The organism is Buttiauxella sp., from assembly GCF_049686335.1.
Taxonomy (GTDB): domain Bacteria; phylum Pseudomonadota; class Gammaproteobacteria; order Enterobacterales; family Enterobacteriaceae; genus Buttiauxella.
On sequence record NZ_JBAVHX010000033.1, the window covers coordinates 200,498 to 225,182 of the forward strand.

At 51.8% G+C, this 24,685-nt stretch carries 19 protein-coding genes and 1 riboswitch; of the genes, 7 read left to right on the forward strand and 12 right to left on the reverse strand.

What is annotated here, in order from left to right; genetic code table 11:
* Nucleotides 1-49: 49 nt before the first annotated feature.
* The 5 genes from parE to nudF are packed head-to-tail and all read right to left on the reverse strand — an operon-like array spanning nt 50 to nt 4,475.
* Entirely contained in the window at nt 50-1,945 is a 1,896-nt protein-coding gene (parE, locus tag WBL83_RS19730) for a DNA topoisomerase IV subunit B (protein WP_424590712.1), read from the reverse strand.
* Nucleotides 1,946-1,989: 44 nt separating this feature from the next.
* Nucleotides 1,990-2,565 carry an esterase YqiA gene (gene yqiA, locus WBL83_RS19735; RefSeq protein WP_424590713.1) on the reverse strand — a complete coding sequence of 192 codons (576 nt, stop codon included), beginning with the start codon at nt 2,563-2,565 and terminating at the stop codon, nt 1,990-1,992.
* Complete coding sequence (cpdA, locus tag WBL83_RS19740; RefSeq protein ID WP_424590714.1) at nt 2,565-3,392, reverse strand: 3',5'-cyclic-AMP phosphodiesterase; 828 nt, start codon at nt 3,390-3,392, stop codon at nt 2,565-2,567. Before cpdA ends, yqiA begins: the two co-directional genes overlap by 1 nt.
* Before the next feature lie 25 nt (nt 3,393-3,417).
* Nucleotides 3,418-3,840: a DUF1249 family protein gene (locus WBL83_RS19745; protein WP_424590715.1), complete on the reverse strand. Its 423-nt coding sequence runs from the start codon at nt 3,838-3,840 to the stop codon at nt 3,418-3,420.
* Between the two features lie 2 nt (nt 3,841-3,842).
* Nucleotides 3,843-4,475: an ADP-ribose diphosphatase gene (nudF, locus tag WBL83_RS19750; RefSeq protein WP_424590716.1), complete on the reverse strand. Its 633-nt coding sequence runs from the start codon at nt 4,473-4,475 to the stop codon at nt 3,843-3,845.
* 205 nt (nt 4,476-4,680) lie between these two features.
* On the opposite strand from nudF, the gene tolC reads away from it, so the two are divergent.
* From tolC to WBL83_RS19765, 3 genes are all read left to right on the forward strand, one after another.
* Nucleotides 4,681-6,174 (forward strand): outer membrane channel protein TolC, encoded by a 1,494-nt coding sequence (gene tolC / locus WBL83_RS19755; RefSeq protein ID WP_424590717.1) that lies wholly within the window; start codon nt 4,681-4,683, stop codon nt 6,172-6,174.
* A gap of 169 nt (nt 6,175-6,343) precedes the next feature.
* Nucleotides 6,344-7,018: a DUF1190 family protein gene (locus tag WBL83_RS19760; RefSeq protein WP_424590718.1), complete on the forward strand. Its 675-nt coding sequence runs from the start codon at nt 6,344-6,346 to the stop codon at nt 7,016-7,018.
* 6 nt (nt 7,019-7,024) lie between these two features.
* Nucleotides 7,025-8,185 carry a glutathionylspermidine synthase family protein gene (locus tag WBL83_RS19765; RefSeq protein WP_424590719.1) on the forward strand — a complete coding sequence of 387 codons (1,161 nt, stop codon included), beginning with the start codon at nt 7,025-7,027 and terminating at the stop codon, nt 8,183-8,185.
* Between the two features lie 39 nt (nt 8,186-8,224).
* Here WBL83_RS19765 and ygiD read toward each other — a convergent pair whose 3' ends face one another.
* A complete protein-coding gene (ygiD, locus tag WBL83_RS19770; RefSeq protein WP_424590720.1) occupies nt 8,225-9,013 on the reverse strand; it encodes a 4,5-DOPA dioxygenase extradiol in 789 nt (262 codons plus the stop codon).
* 198 nt (nt 9,014-9,211) lie between these two features.
* On the opposite strand from ygiD, the gene zupT reads away from it, so the two are divergent.
* Nucleotides 9,212-9,979, forward strand: a complete 768-nt coding sequence (gene zupT / locus WBL83_RS19775) for a zinc transporter ZupT (protein WP_424590721.1) — start codon at nt 9,212-9,214, stop codon at nt 9,977-9,979.
* Between the two features lie 36 nt (nt 9,980-10,015).
* On the opposite strand, the gene ribB is transcribed toward zupT, so the two are convergent.
* Nucleotides 10,016-10,669, reverse strand: coding sequence for a 3,4-dihydroxy-2-butanone-4-phosphate synthase (ribB, locus tag WBL83_RS19780; RefSeq protein ID WP_424590722.1), 654 nt, complete (start codon nt 10,667-10,669; stop codon nt 10,016-10,018).
* Nucleotides 10,670-10,767: 98 nt separating this feature from the next.
* Nucleotides 10,768-10,915, reverse strand: a riboswitch (FMN riboswitch).
* A 280-nt stretch (nt 10,916-11,195) separates the two neighbouring features.
* On the opposite strand from ribB, the gene ubiK reads away from it, so the two are divergent.
* Entirely contained in the window at nt 11,196-11,480 is a 285-nt protein-coding gene (ubiK, locus tag WBL83_RS19785) for a ubiquinone biosynthesis accessory factor UbiK (RefSeq protein WP_424590723.1), read from the forward strand.
* A gap of 46 nt (nt 11,481-11,526) precedes the next feature.
* Here ubiK and hldE read toward each other — a convergent pair whose 3' ends face one another.
* The 3 genes from hldE to WBL83_RS19800 are packed head-to-tail and all read right to left on the reverse strand — an operon-like array spanning nt 11,527 to nt 17,218.
* Nucleotides 11,527-12,957: a bifunctional D-glycero-beta-D-manno-heptose-7-phosphate kinase/D-glycero-beta-D-manno-heptose 1-phosphate adenylyltransferase HldE gene (gene hldE, locus WBL83_RS19790; RefSeq protein ID WP_424590724.1), complete on the reverse strand. Its 1,431-nt coding sequence runs from the start codon at nt 12,955-12,957 to the stop codon at nt 11,527-11,529.
* Between the two features lie 55 nt (nt 12,958-13,012).
* Nucleotides 13,013-15,862, reverse strand: coding sequence for a bifunctional [glutamate--ammonia ligase]-adenylyl-L-tyrosine phosphorylase/[glutamate--ammonia-ligase] adenylyltransferase (gene glnE, locus WBL83_RS19795; protein ID WP_424590755.1), 2,850 nt, complete (start codon nt 15,860-15,862; stop codon nt 13,013-13,015).
* A 57-nt stretch (nt 15,863-15,919) separates the two neighbouring features.
* On the reverse strand, nt 15,920-17,218 hold the full coding sequence (locus WBL83_RS19800) for an inorganic triphosphatase (protein ID WP_424590725.1): 1,299 nt from the start codon (nt 17,216-17,218) through the stop codon (nt 15,920-15,922).
* A gap of 244 nt (nt 17,219-17,462) precedes the next feature.
* Between WBL83_RS19800 and WBL83_RS19805 the strand changes: the two genes are divergently transcribed.
* Both WBL83_RS19805 and WBL83_RS19810 read left to right on the forward strand, forming a co-directional pair.
* Nucleotides 17,463-18,083, forward strand: coding sequence for a TIGR04211 family SH3 domain-containing protein (locus WBL83_RS19805; RefSeq protein ID WP_424590726.1), 621 nt, complete (start codon nt 17,463-17,465; stop codon nt 18,081-18,083).
* Between the two features lie 67 nt (nt 18,084-18,150).
* Nucleotides 18,151-19,398, forward strand: coding sequence for a multifunctional CCA addition/repair protein (locus WBL83_RS19810; RefSeq protein ID WP_424590727.1), 1,248 nt, complete (start codon nt 18,151-18,153; stop codon nt 19,396-19,398).
* A 151-nt stretch (nt 19,399-19,549) separates the two neighbouring features.
* Here WBL83_RS19810 and ptsP read toward each other — a convergent pair whose 3' ends face one another.
* Both ptsP and WBL83_RS19820 read right to left on the reverse strand, forming a co-directional pair.
* The gene (gene ptsP / locus WBL83_RS19815; protein ID WP_424590728.1) at nt 19,550-22,030 is read right to left on the reverse strand and encodes a phosphoenolpyruvate--protein phosphotransferase; all 2,481 of its coding nucleotides are present in this window, start codon (nt 22,028-22,030) and stop codon (nt 19,550-19,552) included.
* Nucleotides 22,024-24,630 (reverse strand): glycoside hydrolase family 38 C-terminal domain-containing protein, encoded by a 2,607-nt coding sequence (locus WBL83_RS19820; RefSeq protein WP_424590729.1) that lies wholly within the window; start codon nt 24,628-24,630, stop codon nt 22,024-22,026. The genes ptsP and WBL83_RS19820 overlap by 7 nt, the downstream gene beginning before the upstream one ends.
* Between the last annotated feature and the right edge of the window lie 55 nt (nt 24,631-24,685).

A 24,685-nucleotide genomic window follows, 5' to 3' on the forward strand; every position in this document is an offset into this window, starting at 1 on the left:
TGTGATCAACGCAATGCAGCCGTTGATCACATTTATCTGGGGACACTAATTAAACTTCAATATCCGCCATGTCGCCTTTATCTTGCAGCCAATTGCGACGATCTTCAGAACGTTTCTTCGCCAGCAACATATCCATAATTGCCATGGTTTTGTCGTTATCTTCATCGTCAATGGTGAGCTGCACCAGGCGGCGGGTGTTGGGATCGAGCGTGGTTTCACGTAATTGCAGTGGGTTCATTTCGCCCAGCCCTTTAAAGCGCTGTACGTTCGGTTTCCCTTTCTTGCGTTTCAGTTGCTCAAGCACACCCGCTTTCTCTTCTTCATCCAGCGCATAGTAAACTTCTTTGCCCAGATCGATTCGGTACAACGGTGGCATCGCAACGTAAACGTGCCCCCCGCGAACCAGCGAACGGAAATGGCGCACGAACAAGGCACACAACAACGTGGCGATGTGCAGACCATCGGAGTCCGCATCCGCAAGGATACAGACTTTCCCGTAGCGCAACTGGCTCAGATCCTCGCTGTCCGGATCGATACCGATCGCTACCGAAATATCGTGCACTTCTTGCGAAGCGAGCACTTCATCGGAGGAGACTTCCCAGGTATTGAGGATCTTACCTTTGAGCGGCATGATCGCCTGATATTCGCGGTCACGCGCCTGCTTAGCCGAACCGCCTGCGGAATCCCCTTCGACGAGGAACAGTTCAGTACGACTCAAATCTTGTGCGGAGCAGTCTGCCAGTTTCCCAGGTAATGCCGGGCCGCTGGTCAGCTTTTTACGCACTACTTTTTTGGCCGCGCGCATACGACGTTGAGCGCTGGAAATCGCCAGCTCTGCGAGTTGTTCCGCAATTTGAATATTCTGGTTCAGCCACAGGCTGAAGGCATCTTTAACAACGCCGGAAACAAAAGCGGCGCACTGACGTGATGACAGGCGTTCTTTCGTTTGCCCGGCAAACTGCGGATCCTGCATTTTCACCGACAGCACATAGGCGCAACGTTCCCAGATATCTTCCGCAGAGAGCTTCACGCCGCGCGGTAGAATGTTGCGGTACTCGCAAAACTCACGCATAGCATCAAGCAACCCTTGACGCAGACCGTTGACATGAGTCCCGCCCTGCATGGTTGGGATCAGGTTAACGTAGCTTTCTGTCAGCAGCTCGCCGCCTTCTGGCAGCCATAACAGCGCCCAGTCAACTTGCTCAACATCGCCCGCATAGTTTCCGACAAATGGCGAGTCAGGGAGCGTTGGCAGGCCGTTTACCGCTTCGCTTAAATAATCTTTCAGGCCATCCTGATAACACCAGCGTTGCTCGGTATTGTTCACTTTGTCTGTAAAAGTGATTTCAACACCAGGGCACAAAACCGCTTTGGCTTTGAGCAAATGGCTTAAACGAGAAACGGAGAAACGTGGGCTGTCGAAGAAGGAAGCATCAGGCCAGAAGTGAACGCTGGTGCCGGTGTTACGCTTGCCGCAGGTCCCGATGACCGCCAGTTCCTGGACTTTATCGCCGTTTTCAAACGCGATGCTGTAAACCTGTGCGTCACGGCGAACCGTTACTTCGACACGTTTTGACAAGGCGTTGACGACCGAAATGCCCACGCCGTGCAAACCACCAGAGAACTGGTAGTTTTTGTTGGAGAATTTACCGCCTGCGTGCAGACGACAAAGAATCAGCTCTACAGCCGGAACGCCCTCTTCCGGATGGATATCAACCGGCATGCCGCGCCCGTCATCAATAACTTCTAATGACTGATCGGCATGGAGAATAACATCAACACGCTTCGCATGGCCTGCCAGCGCTTCATCCACGCTGTTATCAATGACTTCCTGGCCCAAATGGTTTGGACGGGTGGTGTCGGTGTACATCCCGGGACGGCGGCGAACAGGCTCAAGCCCGGTGAGTACCTCAATGGCATCGGCGTTATAACTGGATTGCGTCATGGTTTATTCGTTCAGATTGCGAAACAGGGATTCGACATCAGGCCTTAATGCAGGCCAAGGAAGTCGACGATCTGTGTGAAATAATCTTCGAAGCCTACAAAGGCGTGATTGCCACCGGACTCTACCGTCTGACGGCAGGGAGTGTAGTACGCCACGGCCTGGCGGTAATCAAGCACTTCGTCACCCGTTTGTTGTAGCAACCAGATGAGATCTGGCGATTCTAACGGGTCAACTTGCATGACTTTAAGATCGTAAATATGGCGTGACTCTAGCACATATTGCTGCCCGGTGTAGGGGTTCTCGTTCGTGCCAAGATAATCGACGAGCAATTCAAAAGGCCGTACCGCCGGGTTTACAACCACCGCCGGTAGCGTAAAGCATTGGGACAACCAGGTGGCGTAATAGCCCCCTAAAGAGGAGCCGACAATGCCCAACGGTTCACCGCCATGCTTAAGTACCAGCGATTCCAGCAGCTCTGCTGCATCGGCAGGATACGGCGGGAGTTGCGGGATAATCATCGTAATGTGCGGATGATGCTGCGCAAGCCATGTCTGAAAGCTTGTCGCCTTAGCTGAACGCGGCGAACTATTGAAACCGTGTAAGTAAAGTAGCGTTGACATCAATACCCTTCTGAAGCGGTATCTGGGTTGAATACCGCACCTTTCAGGCGGCAAACCTCAGTGGTGACTTCGCCATTCGGATGGAGTTCCAGCCAACGCCAGCCTGGTTCAATGGTGTCGAGAGTGAAGTTGGAGCAATGCGGCTTAAATTGCACGCAAGTAGACGGCGTGGCCAGCATTCGTCTGCCGTTCCAGTCCAGATCTAATTCCTGGTGAATATGACCGCACACCAGTGTTTTCACTTTCGGGAATTTTTGCAGAACGTTATCCAGCTCCGCGGCATTGCGCAGGCTATGTTGATCCAGCCAGCTACAACCAGCGGGAACAGGATGATGATGCAGCAGCAAGAGCGTATGACGCTCAGGCGCACCGGCAAGCTTACGCTCCAGCCAGTCGAGCTGGTAGTCGCTCAATTCACCATGGGGGACGCCAAAGACCTGGCTGTCGAGCAGTAATATTTGCCAGCTGTCTCCGAGGAAAACTTGTTTGGCCGGGGAAATTCCCGCTTCGAGCAGCGAGCTAAACATCGCGGGTTGGAAATCGTGATTGCCTGGCAGCCAAACGCAGGGCGCAGGAATCTCCGCAATGCCCTCAACAAAATGTTGGTAAGCCTGCGCACTGTGATCCTGGGCAAGATCCCCAGTTGCCACGATAAGATCGTACTCACGCTGCTCAGCAAGGATGGCATCAATGACAGCCTGATAGCTCATCCAGGTATTGATACCCAGCAGCGTTTCGTTCTTTCCAGAGAACAGGTGGGTATCTGTAATTTGCAAAATCCTGATCTGGCCCCCACCGGCCACAGGAAGATTTAACAGGCTTTCCAAATGGTGTCCTTAGGTTTCACCCTCACTAACAAACCGGAACCGCCATCGCTCCATGCGCCAAACAATAACGCAGCCAATCGGCTAGAAACTGATTAATTTGATGCTTTTCGTCGCGTTGATGCAACTTTTTATTAGGATAATCATACCGTGCTTTGAAACGAAATATCTGCTGACTTGAACACACTTCCGCGACCATGGCGTCATGATAAAGCCTGACCGACATCGATGGTAGGCTCCAGTAGCTTACAGCCGGGAGGGTTTGTTCGATTTGTACAAGTGTCGTGTAACGTGTCGACTCAAGGATTGAGAGTCGATATTGAGCGCTACTGACCTGATAAGTGACTTTTTCACCCACTTCGTCATTACGAGGAAGCAGGCGTCTGAGTTGTGCGAAATTGGTTTCGCACAGGCGCATCATTTCAGGGAAGTCAGGTGTATAGCGCTTCATGGTTATCGATTCCACTCTTCTCTTAATTTCTCGTGATGCAATTGCAGCCAAAGCAGTGCGATGACTGAAGCTGCGTTGTCGATTTTCCCTTCTTCTACTAACTGATAAGCCTGTTCCCGGCTCACGACATGAACACGAATGTCTTCGTTTTCATCTGCCAGACCATGTATGCCCTTCGCAGTGGTGGCGTCGACTTCCCCAACAAGGATTGATAAACGCTCGCTGGTTCCGCCCGGGCTTGCCAGGTAGTTGATGACCGGTTTGGTGCGACCGACAATCACTCCGGCTTCTTCAACCGCTTCACGGCGAGCAACATCCTCGACGCTTTCACCTTCTTCAATCATCCCCGCGACCAGTTCGAGCAACCATGGGCTGTCGCTGGTGTCATACGCGGCGATTCGAATCTGTTCTATCAAGACAACTTCGTCTCGCACAGGGTCATAGGGTAGCAGTACTGCAGCGTGACCGCGTTCTAAAATTTCACGGCAAACTTCACCACTCATTTCGCCATTAAACAAGCGATGGCGGAACCGATAAAGATCCAGTGAAAAAAAACCGCTATAAAGTGTTTCCCGTGCAATAATTTCAACATCGTTTTTGGCTAATGTGACGAGTTGTTCGTTTTGCTTAGTCATGATGACTTCCTGATTTTAATGGTTATGAAATGGGTAATTTCAAGCCAGTTTGACTGCCGTTTCATTTCCTATGTGATAGATTGATGAAAATTAAGGGTCAATGGCACATTACGCCAAGCGCCCCTGCTGGCAGACTCTGCTAAAATCGGCGATCATTTCCGGCTCTTGTCAGCGCTAACAAATAATTTCTGCTTCACAACAAGGAATGCAAATGAAGAAACTGCTCCCAATTCTTATCGGTCTGAGCCTAACGGGTTTCAGTGCCATGAGCCAGGCAGAAAACCTGATGCAGGTTTATCAGCAGGCACGTTTAAGCAACCCGGACTTGCGCAAATCCGCTGCTGACCGTGATGCCGCATTCGAAAAAATTAACGAAGCACGCAGCCCGTTACTGCCACAGCTCGGTCTTGGTGCTGATTATGAATATACCAATGGTTTTAGTGATGCGAATGGCGTCGACTCCAGGGAAGCCAGTGGTTCTTTGCAATTGACGCAAACCATTTTTGACATGTCGAAATGGCGTGCTTTGACCCTGCAAGAAAAATCGGCCGGTATTCAAGATGTCACTTATCAGACCGACCAACAAACACTGATTCTGAATACTGCAACAGCCTATTTTAATGTGCTGAGTGCCATTGATGCACTGTCCTTCACCGAAGCACAGAAACAGGCTATTTATCGCCAGTTAGACCAAACCACCCAGCGCTTTAACGTGGGCCTGGTTGCGATTACCGACGTACAGAACGCCCGTGCTCAATACGACAGCGTATTAGCGGACGAAGTGACTGCACGCAACAATCTGGATAACTCAGTAGAAACGCTGCGCCAGGTCACCGGTAACTACTATCCGTCTCTGGCATCGCTGAATGTTGATGGCTTCAAAACCAACAAGCCTGATGGCGTGAATAATCTGCTGAAAGAAGCGGAAAAACGTAACCTGGCCTTGCTGCAAGCGCGTCTGTCTCAAGACTTAGCCCGCGAGCAAATTCGTTACGCCGAAACTGGCCACATGCCAACTGTCGGTTTAACCGCTTCAACAGGTGTTTCTAATACCGCCTACAGCGGTTCCAAAACCAATAGCCAACAGTACGATGACAGCGATATGGGCCAGAACAAAATCGGCCTGAATTTCTCGTTGCCACTGTATAGCGGCGGTTCTGTGACTTCTCAAGTGAAACAAGCGCAATACAACTTTGTTGGCGCAAGTGAGCAACTGGAAAGCGCGCACCGTAGCGTGGTGCAAACGGTTCGTTCTTCGTTTAACAACGTGAATGCATCGATCAGTACGATCAACGCATACAAACAAGCGGTTGTTTCTGCTCAAAGTTCTTTAGATGCATCGGAAGCAGGTTATTCCGTGGGTACGCGTACCATCGTTGATGTGTTGGATGCGACCACTACGCTGTACAACGCGAAACAACAGCTTTCCAGCGCTCGTTATAACTACCTGATCAACCAGCTTAACATTAAAGCTGCGTTGGGTACGCTTAACGAACAGGACCTCGTTGCGTTGAACGGCACGCTGGGTAAACCAGTGCCAACAACCGCAGAAAGCGTCGCGCCTGAAACGCCTGACCAGAATGCTCGCGCTGATGGTTATACCGCGGATACCGAAGCAACAACCCAAACTGCAACCCCTGCTAAAGCGGTTCCAGCTTCCGCAACAAGCAACAAATCAGCTAACCCATTCGCTAACTGATCATAGTATTCGGGGGCATGACAACATGCCCCCGTCACAACTTACACATGTGAACGTAAGGCAAAGTAAAGATCCCCCTCCAAACCGCCCTCATCGCTTTAATTTCAACCATTCATCCCCTATTCTAAGCACAATATTAGCTTCATTCCTTTGGGCTCAGGACAGAACAATGAAACGGACAAAAATCATAAATCACGCATCGTTCCGCAAAAGCTGGAACGCTCGCCATTTGACGCCAGTCGCATTGGCAGTTACCGCTGTGTTTATGCTTGCCGGCTGCGAACAAAATGACGAAACAGTTTCCATGTATCAAAACGCGGATGACTGTACTCAAGCCAACCCTGGCAAAAGTGCCGAATGTACGACTTCTTTCAACAACGCGCTGAAAGAAGCAGAACGTACTGCACCTAAATATGCATCACGTGAAGAATGTATCGCTGAGTTTGGTGAAGGCCAATGTCAGCAAGCTCCTGCTCAAGCCAACATGGCGGGTGAGCAAGCTCAGGCACAACCTCAGCAAAGCGGCAGCTTCTGGATGCCATTGATGGCCGGTTACATGATGGGTCGATTGATGGGCGGCGGTGCAGGCTTTGCGCAGCAACCTCTGTTTACCTCAAAAAATCCAGCAAGCCCTGCATACGGTAAATATGCTGATGCCAGCGGTAAGAGCTACGGCGCAGCCACTCCTGGCCGCACGACAACCGTTCCTAAAACCGCGATGGCACCTAAACCTGCAACCACCAGCACGGTGACTCGTGGTGGTTTCGGTGATTCCGTGGCTAAGCAATCGACGATGCAGCGCAGCAGCAGCGCAACAGGTTCTTCTCGCTCCATGGGTGGCTAAGAAATTATGGAAAGAATTGCGATTACAGAGCGCCCGGACTGGCGCGAGAAAGCCACAGAATACGGTTTCAATTTTCACACCATGTATGGCGAGCCGTACTGGTGTGAAGATGCTTATTACAAACTAACGCTACCGCAGGTTGAACGCCTGGAAGAAGTGACCGCAGAATTGCATCAGATGTGCCTTAAGGTGGTCGAGAAAGTGGTGAGCAGCGATGAGCTGTTAGCTAAGTTCCGCATTCCGAAGCACACCTGGGAATTTGTGCGTCAGTCATGGCGTACTCAGCAACCGTCGCTTTACTCACGCCTGGATATTGCGTGGGATGGAGTGGGCGAACCTAAGTTGCTGGAAAACAATGCCGATACGCCAACCTCTCTATATGAAGCCGCGTTCTTCCAGTGGATTTGGCTCGAAGATCAGATCCAGGCGGGGAATCTGCCAGCAGAAAGCGATCAGTTCAACAGCCTGCAAGAGAAGATCATCGAACGTTTTGCCGAGCTGAAGCAGCAACACGGTTTCAACCTGGTTCATTTCGCGTGCTGTCAGGACACGGTTGAAGATCGCGGTACGGTTCAGTACCTGCAGGATTGTGCCGCTGAAGCTGAAGTGGCCAGTGAGTTTGTCTACATGGAAGAGATCGGTCTGGGTGAGAAAGGCCAGTTTACCGATCTGCAGGATCAGGTGATTAGCAACCTGTTCAAACTGTATCCGTGGGAATTTATGCTGCGTGAGATGTTCTCCACCAAGCTCGAAGATGCTGGCGTACGCTGGCTGGAACCGGCATGGAAAAGCATCATATCCAACAAAGCTTTGCTGCCAATGCTCTGGGAAATGTTCCCGGATCATCCAAACTTGCTGCCTGCTTATTTCGCCGAAGATAACTACCCGCAGATGGATAAGTATGTGGTGAAGCCAATCTTCTCCCGCGAAGGGGCGAACGTGAAGATCATCGAAAACGGCCAGGAAATTGCCCGTGTCGATGGGCCTTACGGCGAAGAAGGCATGATCGTCCAGCAGTTTTATCAGCTGCCAAAATTTGGTGACAGCTACGTGCTGATCGGAAGCTGGCTTATCAACGACCAACCTGCAGGTATTGGTATTCGTGAAGATCGTGAATTAATCACCCAGGATCTCTCGCGCTTCTACCCACATGTGTTTGTCGAGTAATTATTGCTCCTTCTCCTGGGGGAGAAGGAGCAATATAAACTAACCAATCTGCACTGAAAGCATACTCAGCGACCCCATTTCGATTCCATCTACCGGTAACGTTATCGGTTCTTTACCATCCCACGCACCCAGAACATACAGCAACGGCAGATAGTGATCCGGCGAAGGGTTTGATAACGATCCACCTTCGTGTTGTAAATAATTCACCAACGGGTGCTCAGCCACCGGTCCAAGCCAGGTGAGATTGTCTTTAACATATTGATTAAACGACTCAGCCCATGGGTATGGTGTGTTCTCACCGTGCCAGCGCGCAGTGCGCAGGTTGTGAACCACGTTGCCACTGGCAATCAGCATGATGCCCTGGTCGCGCAGTGCAGCAAGCTTGCGCCCAATTTCAAAGTGCCAGGCTGCCGGTTTGGTGCTGTCGATACTGAGCTGCACCATTGGGATATCGGCGTGCGGGTACATCTTGATCAACACGCCCCAGGAGCCGTGGTCAAATCCCCAGGCTTCTTTATCTTGCATTACCGGAACAGGTGCCAGGAGGTCAACCAATTGCTGAGCGAGTTCAGGCGAACCCGGTGCCGGGTAATGGGTATCGTAAAGTGCCTGCGGGAAACCACCAAAGTCATGGATAGTTTTTGGGGTCTCCATCGCGGTAACGCCCGTGCCTTTAGTGAACCAGTGCGCAGATACCACCACAATGGCTTTTGGCCGCGGTAAGGTCTCTCCCAAATCGCGCCAGGCTTGGGTATATTGATTATCTTCCAGCACGTTCATTGGGCTACCGTGTCCGAGGAACAGCGCCGGCATTCGTTGAGTTGTCATGGTGGTGTCCTTTATCGGGATATTCATTTTATGTACACCACAGTACGCGTTTTTGCAGCATGAAGAACTCAGATAAGCATGATGAAGATCTTCAGGAAATTTGAATGTAAGCGATGTGTAAAGCTACTCATCTGGCTCTCGATTTTTATCACGTCGCCCATTAATATAAATGAGAATCATTATCAAAAGGAGCAATGAATGTCAGTACCCTTGATTCTGACCCTGTTAGCAGGGGGAGCCACTTTTATTGGTGCTTTTCTTGGCGTTATCGGCCAGAAGCCATCAAACCGTGTGCTGGCATTTTCTCTCGGTTTTGCAGCAGGAATTATGCTGCTTATCTCATTAATGGAGATGCTGCCCGCTGCACTTCATACCGAAGGAATGTCGCCAGTATTAGGATACGGTATGTTTATGTTGGGCTTATTGGGCTATTTCGCTCTCGACCGCGCCCTGCCCCATGCCCATCCACAAGATTTGATGGACAGTAAACCGAAGCCACGTAATTTACGCCGCACCGCGTTACTGCTGACTCTAGGCATTAGTCTGCATAACTTCCCGGAAGGGGTCGCAACCTACGTCACTGCCAGCAGTAATCTGGAATTGGGTATGGGTATTGCCCTCGCCGTCGCACTGCACAACATTCCGGAAGGTTTAGCGGTTGCAGGACCGGTTTATGCGGCAACAGGTTCAAAACGCAAAGCGATATTCTGGGCAGGGATTTCGGGACTCGCAGAGATTCTCGGTGGTGTGTTGGCATGGTTGATTCTCGGTACCATGGTTTCACCGGTGGTGATGGCTGCGATTATGGCAGCGGTCGCGGGGATTATGGTGGCGCTATCTGTCGATGAACTGATGCCGCTCGCTAAAGAAATTGATCCTCATAACAACCCGAGTTATGGCGTACTTTGCGGAATGGCGGTGATGGGATTTAGTCTGACGTTACTGCAAACCAATGGGATAGGATAAAAAAGAAGCCCGGTGTAAAACCGGGCTTTTAGCATCTTAGCTGGCTTTGCGTTCGTGAGTCTGGCGATACTCGACCAGATCTTCAATCGTCACAACAGCCATTTTGTGTTCACGAGCAAAAGTGATGCACTCCGGCGCGCGCGCCATTGTGCCGTCATCATTGGTCAGTTCACACAAAACACCCGCAGGTTTGAAGCCCGCCAGTGAAACCAAATCGATAGTGGCTTCAGTGTGGCCACCACGGGTAAGCACACCACCCGGTTGAGCACGCAGCGGGAATACATGGCCCGGGCGGTTCAGGTCGCTTGGTTTTGCGCCATCCGCAATTGCAGCACGCACAGTGGTGATACGGTCTGCGGCAGAGACGCCAGTGGTTACGCCGCTTGCGGCTTCGATAGTGACAGTAAACCCGGTGCCATAAGCACTGGTGTTGTTCTCAACCATCATTGGCAAATCAAGTTGTTTACGGCGATCTTCTGTCAGGCACAGGCATACAATACCGCTACCGTGGCGAATGGTCAGAGCCATTTGCTCAACGGTCATGGTCTCGGCTGGGAATATCATGTCACCTTCGTTCTCGCGATCTTCATCGTCAAGAACCATGACTCCGCGGCCTTCACGTAGTGCTTCAAGAGCATGTTCAACGCGTTGTACAGGAGTGCCAAATGCAGAAAGGAGCGTCTGATTCATGGTAAAAAAACCTCATTAAAATTATGGTTACCAGAATCAGGGCGGTCTTAGGAGCTAAAAAAATAACGTGAGCAAGCTGATTAAAGCTTGTGCTTAGTCGTTACTCTCTCCCATCCGGACTATAACCGTCGGCTCCGGAATTACACCGGATCTGCTGACCTCCAGATTGCTCTGGAGCGCTCGCGGGCTTTCAGCGTTCGCTGATTTACCGCCGGTGGGGAGTTACACCCCGCCCTGAGAATAAGCAGACTTACTATAACGCCGTTGATTTTCTCTGGCAACGCCAAACCTTAGAGTCTGACTCATTTGGCGTTATTGTTGCAGTCATGTTGAACACGGACAGCGCACAACAACCGGAACGTACACGTAGTACGTGAGGATTGTGAGCACTGCCCCGGTTCAAAATGACAAATAAAATAGCCTCATGGGCCTGGCTCTTAGAACATTTCGGGTTTCTAAGCTGCCGAACAGGCATTACAATTAGGTTAATCGCGTAAGACAATCCCGTAAGATTATGGAAGCCACTATGATTGACCCGAAAAAAATTGAACAGATCGCTCGCCAGGTCCACGAGTCAATGCCGAAAGGGATTCGTGAGTTCGGGGATGATGTCGAGAAAAAAGTCCGTCAGGTTTTGCAGGCTCAGTTAACCCGTCTGGATCTGGTTAGCCGTGAAGAGTTTGATGTACAGACGCAAGTGCTGTTACGCACGCGCGAAAAACTGGCTTTACTGGAACAGCGTTTAACTGAGCTTGAAAATCGTCACGCTCAGGTGCCAGAAGTAACGCCGCCAATAGAACCACAGATGTAAAAAAACGCCCCAACATTTGGGGCGTTTTTTTATGAACCGTTACTGCTTAGGCTTCGTGGCTTTGAATCTTCTTAATGATGTTGGTCGTTGAACAACCATCTTCAAAATTCAGCACCATCACCTCACCGCCGTTGGCCCAGACCTCTTTACTCCCGGCAATATCATCCGGTTTGTAATCGCCGCCTTTCACCAGCAGATCGGGCAGGATCTCACCGATCAGACGTTGCGGAGTGTCTTCTTCAAACAGAACCACCCAATCCACGGCTTCCAGCGCACCTAACACAATCATACGTTGATCCTGCGGATTCACTGGGCGAGTTTCACCCTTCAGGCGTTTGGTTGAAGCGTCGCTGTTGACGGCAACAATCAGACGGTCACCCAGTTTGCGTGCATTCGCCAGATAAGAGACGTGACCAGCATGAAGAATGTCGAACACGCCGTTAGTCATGACGACCTTCTCACCGCGTTTGCGTGCTGCAGCCACAGCCACTTTCAGTTCAGCTTCGGTCATCACACCAAAACCTGAATCGGCACGGCCACGCACAGCGTTTTCCAGTTCGATAGGTGAAACGGTCGACGTACCCAGTTTACCCACCACAACCCCTGCTGCCGCATTCGCGAAGTAACAGGCTTCTTCAAGCGAGTTACCCGCCGCAAGCGTTGCCGCCAGTACGCCAATCACCGTATCGCCAGCCCCGGTCACATCGTAAACTTCCTGCGCCTGAGTGGGCAGATGGAACGGTTTGATACCCGGCTGCAACAACGTCATACCGTGTTCAGAACGGGTAATCAGTAACGCGGAAAGTTCGTATTCAGCAATCAGCTTCATACCACGTTCCACCAGCTCTTCGTCGTTCTTACACTTACCGACAACCGCTTCAAACTCAGAGAGATTTGGTGTCAGCAGTGTCGCGCCACGGTAACGGTTAAAGTCAGTGCCTTTAGGGTCAATCAGCACGGGTACGTTGGCCGCACGCGCAAGACTAATCATGTGCTGAACGCTCGCCAGTGCGCCTTTTGCATAGTCAGACAGCACCAGCGCGCCGATATGCGGCAACGCCTGGCTAATACGTTCATGAATCGGCTCTGGATCAACGCCTTCGAAACCTTCTTCGAAATCGAGGCGAATCAGTTGCTGGTTGCGGGAAAGTACACGCAGTTTGGTGATTGTCGGATGTGTTGGCACCGAGACGAAATCGCATTTCACGTTCACGCCAGCCAACGTTTGGCTAAGTGCACGTGCTGCATCATCAATACCCGTCAGACCCACCAGGCGCGAATTCGCACCCAACGAAGCAATGTTCATCGCCACGTTTGCCGCGCCGCCTGGGCGTTCTTCAATGGTATCGACTTTCACGACCGGTACCGGAGCTTCCGGGGAAATGCGGCTTGTAGGGCCATACCAGTAGCGATCCAGCATCACATCACCAACTACCATGACGCCTGCACGGCTGTATTCGGGCAGCGTTACTTTCATTCCTGACTCTCCAGAGAGGGATAAAATTTTGTCGCGAATAATATCACAATTAATCTTATGCGCGTGTTTGCGGGTCAATCAGCCACGTTTGCCAGCTTTTGAGTACCTGCCCGCGCTCTTGAGTGAACGTATCCATAGCCACGTTTCCGGGCAGTTCTTGCAATGCAAGGTGATGCAGTTCATCACGTAAAGTCACATAAGCATGCGTCAGCGCTTTCGCTTCGTCATCACTCATAATGTCGTTTTGCGCCATTAATTCCAGAATGCGCACATTGTCAGACCAACGCGTCAGTTTTGGAGCCTGCGCCGCATAACATAACACCAGATATTGAGTGATAAATTCAATATCGGTAATACCGCCTTCATCGGCTTTAATATCAAAGCGTTCGCGAGCTTTTCCGCCCAAATGCGCACGCATTTTTTCACGCATTTCGCGCACTTCGGTTTGTAATTTTTCGCCTTCACGCGGTTTGCACAAAATATTGCGGCGAATGGCATCAAACTCCTGCTGCAATTGCGGAGCGCCATACACAATACGCGCGCGAACCAGAGCCTGATGCTCCCAGGTCCAGGCTTCATTCTGCTGATAATCGGCAAATGCTTCGACGGTCGTGACCAACATGCCAGCAGCACCAGACGGGCGTAAACGCGCATCCACTTCGTACAAAATGCCCGATGAGGTTCGGGTACTGAACAGGTGCATCACCCGTTGTGCGAGGCGCAGATAAAACTGGCGACCATCTATTTCACGCTCGCCATCGGTCATAACATCCGAAGGGCAATCATGCAGGAAGACGAGATCCAAATCTGAGCTATAACCTAGCTCCCAGCCACCGAGTTTGCCGTAACCTACCACAGCAAAACCGCGCCCTTCCCGATTCTGTAAGTGTTTCGGCTGACCATAACGCACCACCATTTGCGCCCACGCCTGCTGGACCACCGCGTCGATCATCGCTTCTGCAAGCCAGGTGAGATGGTCACTCACTTTCATCACCGGCAATGTCCCGGTGATGTCCGCAGCTGCCACACGTAACAGCTGTGCCTGCTTAAACTGGCGCAAGGCTTCGAGTTGTTGCTCTTCATCGTCGTCCGGCACGCGCAGCAAATACTGACGAAGCTCGTCACGATAGGCATCGGTAGCGGTAGGTTGGTAAAGCGTGTTCGGATCGAGCAGTTCATCAAGCAGCAACGGATAACGCGCCAGTTGGCTGGCAATCATCGGTGATGCCGCACATAACGTTATCAGGTGCTTCAATGCACCCGGATATTCCGTCAGCAATTCAAGATAGGTGGTACGTGTGACAATACCGAGCAGCAATGGCGTAAGGCGTGATAACGGCAACGGCGCGTCGTTGCGTGAACAGGCTTCACATAGCAGGCGCGGCATGAGCTGATCCAACACCTGGCGACCACGCGGACCGATGGTGCGCTTATCGGTATCCTGACGGAAGTCACTGACCAGACGTAACACTTCGCTGCATGCTTCTGGCGTTAAATGTTCCAGTACTGGCGTAGTGGCGTCTGCATCCAGCGCATCCTGCCACAGTTCGCGCCATGCTTCAGCGAGCTTATCTTCACCGGGTTCAGGTTCATCATCGCCAATCAATTCGTTAAACACCTGGCGCACAGCATTCATATGATGTTGCAGAGTTTCTTGCAGGCAATCCCAGGATTGCGCGTTCATGCCCCATGCCAGGCGCGCGCGATTAAGCTCATCGCCAGGCAGCGTCTGAGTCTGTTCGTCATTGATGCTCTGCAACAGGTTTTCGAGGCGACGCAGATAGAGATAGGCTGCATTCAGTTTTGCTGCATCTGATTCCGGCAGCAGATGTAATTGCTGGATAGCTTCAAGGGTTGGCAGTAAAGAACGGGACTGCAGAGCAGGTTCACGACCACCGCGAATCAACTGGAAGACCTGGACGATAAACTCGGTTTCACGAATGCCGCCCGCGCCGAGTTTAATGTTATCGGTCAGCCCACGGCGGCGCACTTCACGGGCAATCATTCCCTTCATATTTCGCAGCGACTGAATGACACTGAAATCGATATAGCGACGGAAGATAAATGGCCGCAACATGTTGCGCAGCTCCTGGCTCCACGCATCGTCGTTGTCGCCCATTATCCGGGCTTTGACCATGGCGTAGCGTTCCCAATCGCGGCCCTGCTCCTGGTAATAATCTTCTAACGCGGCATAGCTCAGCACTAATGGGCCACTGTCGCCAAACGGGCGCAGGCGCATATCGACGCGATAGACAAACCCATCTTGTGTCGGCTGGTTGAGGACTTTAATCAAGCGTTGGCCCAAACGGGTAAAGAATTGTGCGTTATCGAGTTCGCGCCGTCCGCCCTGGGTCGAGCCGTTTTCCGGCCAGGCAAAAATCAGGTCGATGTCGGAGGAGAAATTAAGCTCACCGCCGCCGAGTTTACCCATGCCAAGAATCATCAAGGGTTGTGGGACACCATTTTGATTGCAAGGCGTACCCCACTCGCGACAGCATGCGGTATACAGCCAGTCGCGGGCGGCAATAATTAACGTTTCCGCCAGCACGCTAAGCTGCTGAAGAGAGCTTTGAGTGGGTACTGTTTGCAGAGTTTGCGCCCAGGCAATTCTCACCATCATACGGCGACGGAACAGGCGCAACGCGGTCATTAACGCGGGTTCGCTATCCACGCCCTGCAACGCTTCCTGCAACCAGGCGGCGTAGTTTTGCCATTCGTCGGCCTGGGGCGGGAATTGTTCGAGTTCCGCAATCCATGCGGGATAAGCCGTCATGCTGTCACAAACAAAATCACTAAACGCCAGCACGGCTTGAGCCTCAGGGCTCAACGTCTGGCGGTCAATCTCTTGTGGCAGACGCGCCAGCGCCGCCTGCAAATGCTGCTGTAAAAGTGGCGCTTGCGACATCATGGTCGTATCCCTTAGTAACGATATCCCCTGCAACCTGAAGTATGACGGGGAGGATTATTTTCCGCTATGCAACCAGAATGGAGCCTGAGAAATGGCTTCATTGCGATAATGTTCAATTTCAACCTGTTGGCGAGTCCCGATGGCATGACGCAGGCCTTGCCAGTTATCCAGCCACGGTTGTGTTTTGGAATCGTCGTAAACACCTGCCAGCAAGCGGATAGAACCGGTTTCTCGTGCCAGACGCGGCAATTGATCGGCGTAGCTATCGCCCAATGGACGCTGGAAAGTCTCTTTCAGTTCTGCCGCGTGACGGGAAAGATGAGTATCTGCAAAACGCTTAAACGAACCCGCCAGCTTCACATTGGCTTTGTCATCGGTAAATTTCTGCCACTGACGGCCGACTAACCATTCGGTTAGCGCCAGTTTTGCCTGGCTGCTTTGCGCGCTGAAAGCCAGTTCAGCCGCTTTCAGCTCTTGTGGCAGCATCGCTTCATAGGTAGCCAACAGTTCACGCAGTTCTGTGCTCGCTTTACGCGGAATGATGCCGCCGAACAGAGCCAGCGCGTGACGCACCAGACCAACGGCTTCCAGAACCTGAGCTTTCGCTTTGCCGTTGCCACGCAACCACACTTCTTCGTGGTATTGCCAGTGGGAAAGTGCCAGTTCAAGTGAACCTTCCAACCCTTGTTCAACCGTTGCTTTCGCTGGTACTCGCAGAACCGTTAACGGCTTAATTTCTCGTTCCGTATTACCCTGCGCCAGATGATAACCACGCGCCGCTTTGCTTAGATTTCCCTGGCGTAGCCCCGGTTGTGCCACCAGTTGTTTGGCAAAAGCCAGAACATCAGCGGTTTCACCTTCCAGTAATTCAAGTTCCAGCTCGCACAATGGCTCGCTCAGTTCACCGGCTTTCACTTCACCGAGATCCAACGCCAGTTCAATGCGGCTTTTACCATGCGTCACGACCCATTTTTCACGGGCAAAGTCGGTGCTAAATAAAGGGTTCAGTTGCGTCTGCAACGCTTCGGCAGAAAGACCTTCCGGCCACACTTCTGGCGGTAGCAGTGACAGAGCAAGCTCCGGCCCGCTCAGCTCAACATTGTATTCCGGACGCTGATGCAGACCGCCCGTGACGCGACCAGCGATTTTCATCGTCATTTCGTACTGGCCGTTATCGCCACGGATGCGCAGACCCATATCATGACGGCGCAACTGGTTGTCGGCAGTTTCATAATAGATGTTGAGCAACTGGCGAGGTTCGCTGTGCTGGCTTTCCAGCGAATTTAAAGTGTTACGAAGAGAATCCAGATCGGCTGGATTAACAATAAATTTGAGTTCGATTTCTTGAGTCATCGTCTTTTTTGCTTTTAGTTGCGTCACATCGAGCAAACGCCCGGCGAACTTAATCGTTTAATGGTGGTCAGTAGATAATATTTTTCACCAAATTACCATGAGTGGCGCGCATTTCGACGGGCCATAAATCACGAGTAAGTGGTCAAAATCACACCAGGATGATTCTCATTCAGGTTTACGGATTGCACCGTCAGACTGATGCCACTACTATCGTTCCACTATTTATGACAATAACGACGAAATCATGCACAAATTCCGCCTAATTTGCCTTACTTTGCTCTCTCTTAGCGTTTCTGTTGTGGCTCATGCCGATGAAAAACGTTATGTATCTGATGAACTAAACACCTGGGTGCGTAGTGGTCCTGGGGACAATTATCGCTTGCTCGGCACAGTCAACGCCGGGGAAGAAGTTACGCTGTTACAAAGCAATGAAGAAACCAAATATGGCCAGGTGCGCGACAGCAACGGTCGTACTTCATGGATCCCTCTGGCGCAGCTGAGCACCAACCCAAGCCTGCGTACCCGTGTGCCAGACCTGGAAAACCAGGTGAAGACGCTGACTGACAAGCTGACGAATATCGACACCACCTGGAATCAGCGCACCGCTGATATGCAGAAGAAAGTGTCCCAGAGCGACAGTGTCATCACCGGTTTAAAAGAAGAAAATCAGCAACTTAAAAACCAGTTAATCGTCGCGAAGAAAAAAGTTGATGCCGCGAATGTTCAACTGGATGACAAACAACGCGCCATCATCATGCAGTGGTTTATGTACGGCGGCGGCGTTGCCGGTTTTGGTCTGCTGCTTGGCCTGCTACTGCCACACATGATCCCAAGCCGTAAGAAGAAAGATCGCTGGATGAACTGATCGCCAACCCTGTATCCTACACTTACGTATTATCGTAATTGGTTAACAGATGCAGGGGCTTTAAAGCGTGAAGATTTATCTGGTCGGTGGTGCAGTACGCGATGGGTTATTGAGATTACCGGTCAAAGATAAAGATTGGGTGGTTGTCGGTGCAACTCCGCAAGAAATGCTTGATACAGGTTTCCAGCAGGTTGGGAAGGATTTTCCGGTATTTCTGCATCCAAAATCGCGAGAAGAGTACGCATTAGCGCGCACCGAGCGTAAATCAGGCCAGGGATATACAGGTTTTACCTGTTATGCCGCGCCTGATGTCACGCTTGAGCAAGACTTGCTGCGCCGCGATCTGACCATCAATGCCATTGCTCAGGATGAACACGGCGAGTTTATCGACCCGTATAATGGGCGAGCCGATATCGAAAAACGCTTGCTGCGCCATGTATCCCCAGCTTTCAATGAAGACCCGCTGCGTGTGTTACGCGTTGCGCGCTTTGCTGCGCGTTATGCTCATCTCAGTTTCCAGATTGCTCCTGAAACACTCTCACTGATGACCTCAATGGCGGCCAACGGTGAACTGGCGCATCTGACGCCAGAACGCGTCTGGAAAGAGACAGAAAACGCCCTCACCAGCCGTAATCCACAGGTTTATTTTGATGTGCTACGCAAGTGTGGCGCGTTGGCGGTGCTATTCCCGGAAATCGACGCGCTGTTTGGTGTCCCGGCTCCAGAAAAATGGCATCCGGAAATCGACACCGGTATTCACGTACTGATGACGCTGGCAATTGCGGCGCAGCTCAGCCCGGAAGTCGACGTCCGTTTTGCCACACTATGTCACGATTTGGGTAAAGGTTTGACGCCAAAAGAGTTCTGGCCGCGCCACCATGGGCATGGTCCAGCCGGGGTCAAACTGGTGGAGCAATTGTGCCAGCGCATGCGTGTGCCAAATGACATTCGCGATCTGGCCAAACTGGTTGCCGAATATCACGACCTGATTCACACCTTCCCAATTTTACAGCCGAAAACCATCATCAAATTATTCGACGCCATCGATGCGTGGCGCAAACCTCAACGCGTTGAACAAGTAGCGTTGACCAGTGAGGCAGATGCTCGCGGGCGCACTGGTTTTGAAGCCAGTGATTATCCTCAGGGCAGGCTGCTGCGTGCAGCCTGGATTGCGGCGCAAAGTGTCACTAACAAAGAGGTGATTGATGCTGGATTTAGCGGCCCGGCGATACGCGATGAGCTAAATCGTCGTCGTATTGCCGCTGTTGAAGCGTGGAAAAAAGAAGCCGGACTGGTAACGCCTCCCGCTAACTGACAGGCAAAGGTTGGCGCATTTTCAGGCCAACCCATATCAACACCAGATACGCGGCAAGAGGCAGGATAAAACTCAGCTGTAGGCCAGCGCCACCAGCAGTTTGCCACTGCTTTGCGCGCCTTCGGGTAAAGTCGTGGTTACACTCATTTCTCTAAAGCGCCAGTTCAGTGGATAACAGAGCGGTGATGGCCGCTGAGTCTGAAAGCGTATGGAGCTTTTCGCGGAAGTCACTGTGCATGAGCTTGCGAGCCAGACGCGAGAAAATCCTCATGTGATCACCCTGTTCCTGCTCATTTATCGTCAGCATAATGACCAGTTGCACATCCACGCCTTCGCCCCAACCGAGGGGTGAAGTCAGACGCAACAGTGAAATGCTGCTGTGCTGTACATGCGGTGATTTACAGTGGGGAATCGCCACTGAAAAACCGAGTGCGGTGGAGAATACCGCCTCGCGATCCCAGATTGCCTTTTCCACGAGCGCACCCGATACCACCCGCTGCTGCACTTCAAGATTGTCGGTCAACAATTTGATGGATTCTTCTTTACTGCTCACGGTTTTATCCAGCAACAGCAAGTCCGCATCCAGCACCGTTTTTTGCAGTTGCCCTCGCATGAAGAGTTCTACATGCTCTAAAACCTGTTCGCTGCTTTCGCTGGCAATCGCCGTTTCAAGCAGTTGCTGGCATTGTTGAATGTTCAGGAAAGTCAGCGCTTCCTTACACGACGTGATAACTCCAGCCGCCATACTCAGTTTCGTTAATCCCATGCCCATTAACAGCGGCAACATTTGCTTATCTGCCGCCATTTCGCCGCACAGGCTGATTACCAGCCCCGCTGCCTGCGCACGCTGGGCAATATCGCGCATCAGCGCTAAAAACGTCGGGTTACGGTAATCATAGAGATGGCGGACATAAGGGTTACCGCGATCACAGGCGAGGAAATACTGCGCCAGATCGTTGCTGCCGATAGAGACAAAATCGAGATAGTTCGCCGCTTTTTCTAGGAGATAGAGCGTGGAGGGCACTTCAACCATAATTCCGAGGTGCCATTCGCCAACGGGAATCTCTTCTCGCTGCAAGGTTTCTGCGACCTGATGGAACTGGCTGTGCAACCACTGGATTTCTGCAAGGGTTGCCACCATCGGTACCATAATATTCAGCGGCCCGACGGCACTCGCTCTGAGCAACGCCCGCACTTGTGTGGTGAAAATATCGTGAAATTGCGGATACATGCGCACTGCGCGATAGCCGAGGAACGGGTTCTCCTCTTTCGGTAAGTCGAGAAAACCACAGGGTTTATCGCCGCCAATATCCAGCGTACGAATAGTGACTTTCTTCCCCGCAGCACATCTCAATACTTCGCTATACGCCTGATATTGTTCTTCTTCATCGGGTGCCTGACTGCGTTCACAAAACAGCATTTCGGTACGGAACAGGCCAATACCATCGGCTCCGTGAGCAAACACGCCTTGCGCTTCAACCGCCAGCGCAATGTTTGCCTGAACGCTGACAGGCGTGCCATCAGCAGTCAAAACCTGCTGCCCACGCAGCGGCGCGCTACGGGCAGAAATCCGCTGCTGTTTGTCGCTTTCCAGTCGATACCAGCTTTCCATCGCCGCATTAGGATTGGCCACCAGCACACCGTAGTGGCTATCGAGAATCAACATGCTGGCAGTACGCATAAACGACTCGCTTTGAGTCACGCCACACAACAACGGAATGCCAAAAGAACGTGCCAGAATAACGGTATGCGAGGTTTCACCGCCGTCACCCATCACAATACCTTTTAGATGCGGATTACGCAGCCGCAGGAACTGCCCCGGAGTCAACGTTCCGCTGCTGATAACAATGCTATCCTGGGTGAGTGTCAGTTGCGGCTCCAGCGCCCTGCCCAGCAGCCTGGTGGCGATGCTCTGGCAAATATCGCGTATGTCGATGACCCGTTCCCGCAGATACTGGCTGCTGCTTTTGAGCAACGGTTCACTTAACGCCTGCGCCGTAAGTGCAATCGCCTGCAACGCATTTCGCGCCGTAGTATGCGACAGCAAGCAGCGTTTAAAGGCCGGATCACTCAGCAATTTCAGTTGTGCCGCTAAAACCTGTGCGGCACCTGCTTGTGCATTTCCGAAGTTTTGTTGTGTTAGCGCCCAGGCATCTTGCAGTTGCTGTTGCTGGCAGGCCACGTCAGTCGCGGGCTCGAGGTGCGACAACTCAAGGAGATCGACCGTATCAATATGAACCGGAACGCCGCGTCCAATCCCCTTACTGACGCCATTTCCCCGCACATAATCGGGGTTCGCATGCTCAATAAACACTGGCAGTGGTTGATTGTGATTATCAGCCGCGAGTGCCAGCGGTTCGTCGCAGTGTTCAAAATCATCGCGCATAAACGCGTGCAAAAGCTCGAACGCCACCTGCTGATCTTCGCCTTCAATCAAAAACTGGCACTGGTCGCCATAAGTAATATCCGCGCCAATCATGCCCAGTACGCTTTTCGCATCGGCTTGCGTCTTTTTACTCAGATTGATAAGCGTAATGGATGCGCTAACTCCTTGAGTACGTTGTTCAATTTCACTAGCCGGGCGCGCATGGATGCCATTGGGCAAAGTACAAATAAAGTCGAGTGTTAACATTTATTCTCGCCCCTAAAACTGATAACAAATGTCGCCGGCGCACAGGTCGGCACCGATTCCTGATGGGCCGGCAAGGCTACTTCAGCAAGCGTTGTGGCCGTAACTTCGCCGTTTGTCGTGACTTCCCCATGCGCTAACGTGGCCTTGGTTGGGTTCCAGCCTCGAACCACCAGCGCATCGCTGTGCTGGGCTTTTTTCATTGTGCTGAAATGCAGGTTGGTGTCCCAGGTTAAAACACTGAAATGAGGCGGGAAGACACGCCCATGAGGATTGGTTCGAAAGCGTGACCAGCCGGTTGCCAGCCATGCGTGAAGGTTGCCACGAGCGCGTTCAACGTCACGCCAGAACGCGTTATCCGCGCCGTTATTCATCGACAGCAGACTGAGTTTAAAGTGATGCACTCCCTGAATTTGCGAATCAGGCGACGGCAAAACCATACCTGACGCACGGCCTGGGCGATAAGGCATATTGGCCTGTCCGAGCCAGCCGACACTACGCAGCAACGTCACCGCGATAACGTCCTGACGATCCTCAGGGATCTGGTATTCGCGTAGCCCTTCGGTTACCGCGCACAAGCCGCGAGTTTCGTTGTGCATCATCACCTGACTTTGCATCGGATAGAGCGCAACCGGTGCTTCGGTCCATTTTTCTTCCTGCCAGACCGCCATTTCCGGTGGGAGGTTTGGGCGCTCAATCAGGCCAAATGGCTGATCGGCAAAGTGCGTGAGCTGCACAACGCCAGTGGGTAGCCATATCTGCAAGCGATGGTCGTGAACGGTGTTATTGACATCGATTGCCACGTCCAGCCAGGCGTTGTGATGCGCAAGCGTGATAGTCATTGAAATATCGAGCACAGCATCTGCACGCTGTTCGCGGCGTGCAGCCAGATCCCTGGGCACCGCCATTTTCCAGCTTAGCGTCAGCGCGCTTTGCAACGCTCCTTGTGTGCCGCTGATGGAGGTCAGGAAACCATGAGTGTTGATGAGCCAATCATCAAGCGGCGGCGAATAGTTATAGTTATCGCCCGCATCACCGCCATCAACCAGTTGCAGAATATTGTGATAAGTCTGTTGGCTGCGCTTGTCGGTTAACGTCAAAATGCCTTGCTCGTCTATTTCCAGCCGCAACCAGGGGTTTTCCAGTTTGTTTATCGATTTAACCTGCTGCTCAAAACCTGCGTTAATACCCTCTTGCAGATACAAGGTTTGATATCCACACGCTGGAATACCTGCGACTTCAAGTAACAAACGGCATTTACGATACCAGGTGGTTTCAGTGCTGTTTGATAACTCCTGCACGATTATCGACATGTCCTGGCGGCTCTCTTCGATAATCTGCCAGCGGCATTCGTTGCCCTCGCCGTCGACCACACGGAAATGGTCTTCCGGGGTGAAGATCGTCAACTCGACCAGGCCCGCGCTAATTTGTGGGCGAGCGTTGAAAATGATGATTTTCTTGCCGTCTTGCTCGGCAGAAATCCCTTCGGCCAACATCTTCATATTCAGGTCAATAAGCTGCTCGGCCATTTCCAGCCCGGACCCCAGGCGGTTCTTGACCATCGCATTCACGCGATCGGAATTGCATCCGCCAATGCTGTCATGGGCGTGAGATTTCATCGCTTCGCGCCATATGTTGTCCACGGCGTGTTGGGGATACGGCAGACCAAGCCGCCAGTTGAGTGCGAGCAGCGGCTCCAGATACTGGCTCAGGGTGTGCTCAAGACGGGCATTCAGTTGCTTGATGTCCACTCGGGTTGAGAAAATCCCACGATGAATACGCATGTATTTCGGGCTTATCAGCTCCCCCTGATAAATCGGCAGATTCACGTTAGTGCTTTCCAGCGAGTGGAAAAACTGGCTGAAACTGCTGCGGACAAAATGGTAGTCATCTTGCCGTTGATTGAGTTGCTCAAGCATCTGCGGGACGCGATATTCAAATGGCGACTGGTCATTTCCATTGGGTAGTAGCACGTTTTCGGTAAGCGAAAAACGGGTCTGCTTTTCCAGAATGGTTTCAAGCGTTTTTTGCCCGGCCAGCGGGTCGTCCGGCAACCATTTTGCACAACCGTAACCCCATGGCAGCACGGCGGTGATGACTTTACTGCCGTCGGCAGACTGCCAGCTAAATTCGCTGTGGACGACGTTGTGTTCGCTCCAGCCACGCCAGATAACGGCGTAGTCGATAGCAAACTGTCGTAAAAACATCGGCAACTGCGCACTTTGTCCAAAGGAATCTGGCACATAACCAATCGGCATAGTGCCACCGTAACGCTGGCAGTCCGTGTGACCCAGCAGCAAGTTGCGGGTGATCGATTCCGCCCCCACCACCAGAAAATCGCTCTGCGTATACCACGGGCCAATCACAATTCGGCCCTGTTCGATTAATTGACGTAACCGCAATTCCTGATGTGGCGCGACATTTAAAAAGTCTTCAATCACTACGGTTTGCCCATCAAGAACAAATGGCCCTAATGATTTATCTTCTTCCAGACGCTGTAATAAATCGTCCATAAAATAATAAAGCACTGCTTTTGAATCATTCTCCGTGAAATACCACTCACGATCCCAGTGAGTATGTTGTACCAGATGAATAGTTTTCATATATCAGCTCCGTCAAGATGCCGGGAAAATATCGACCAGCGCATCATGACTTTAT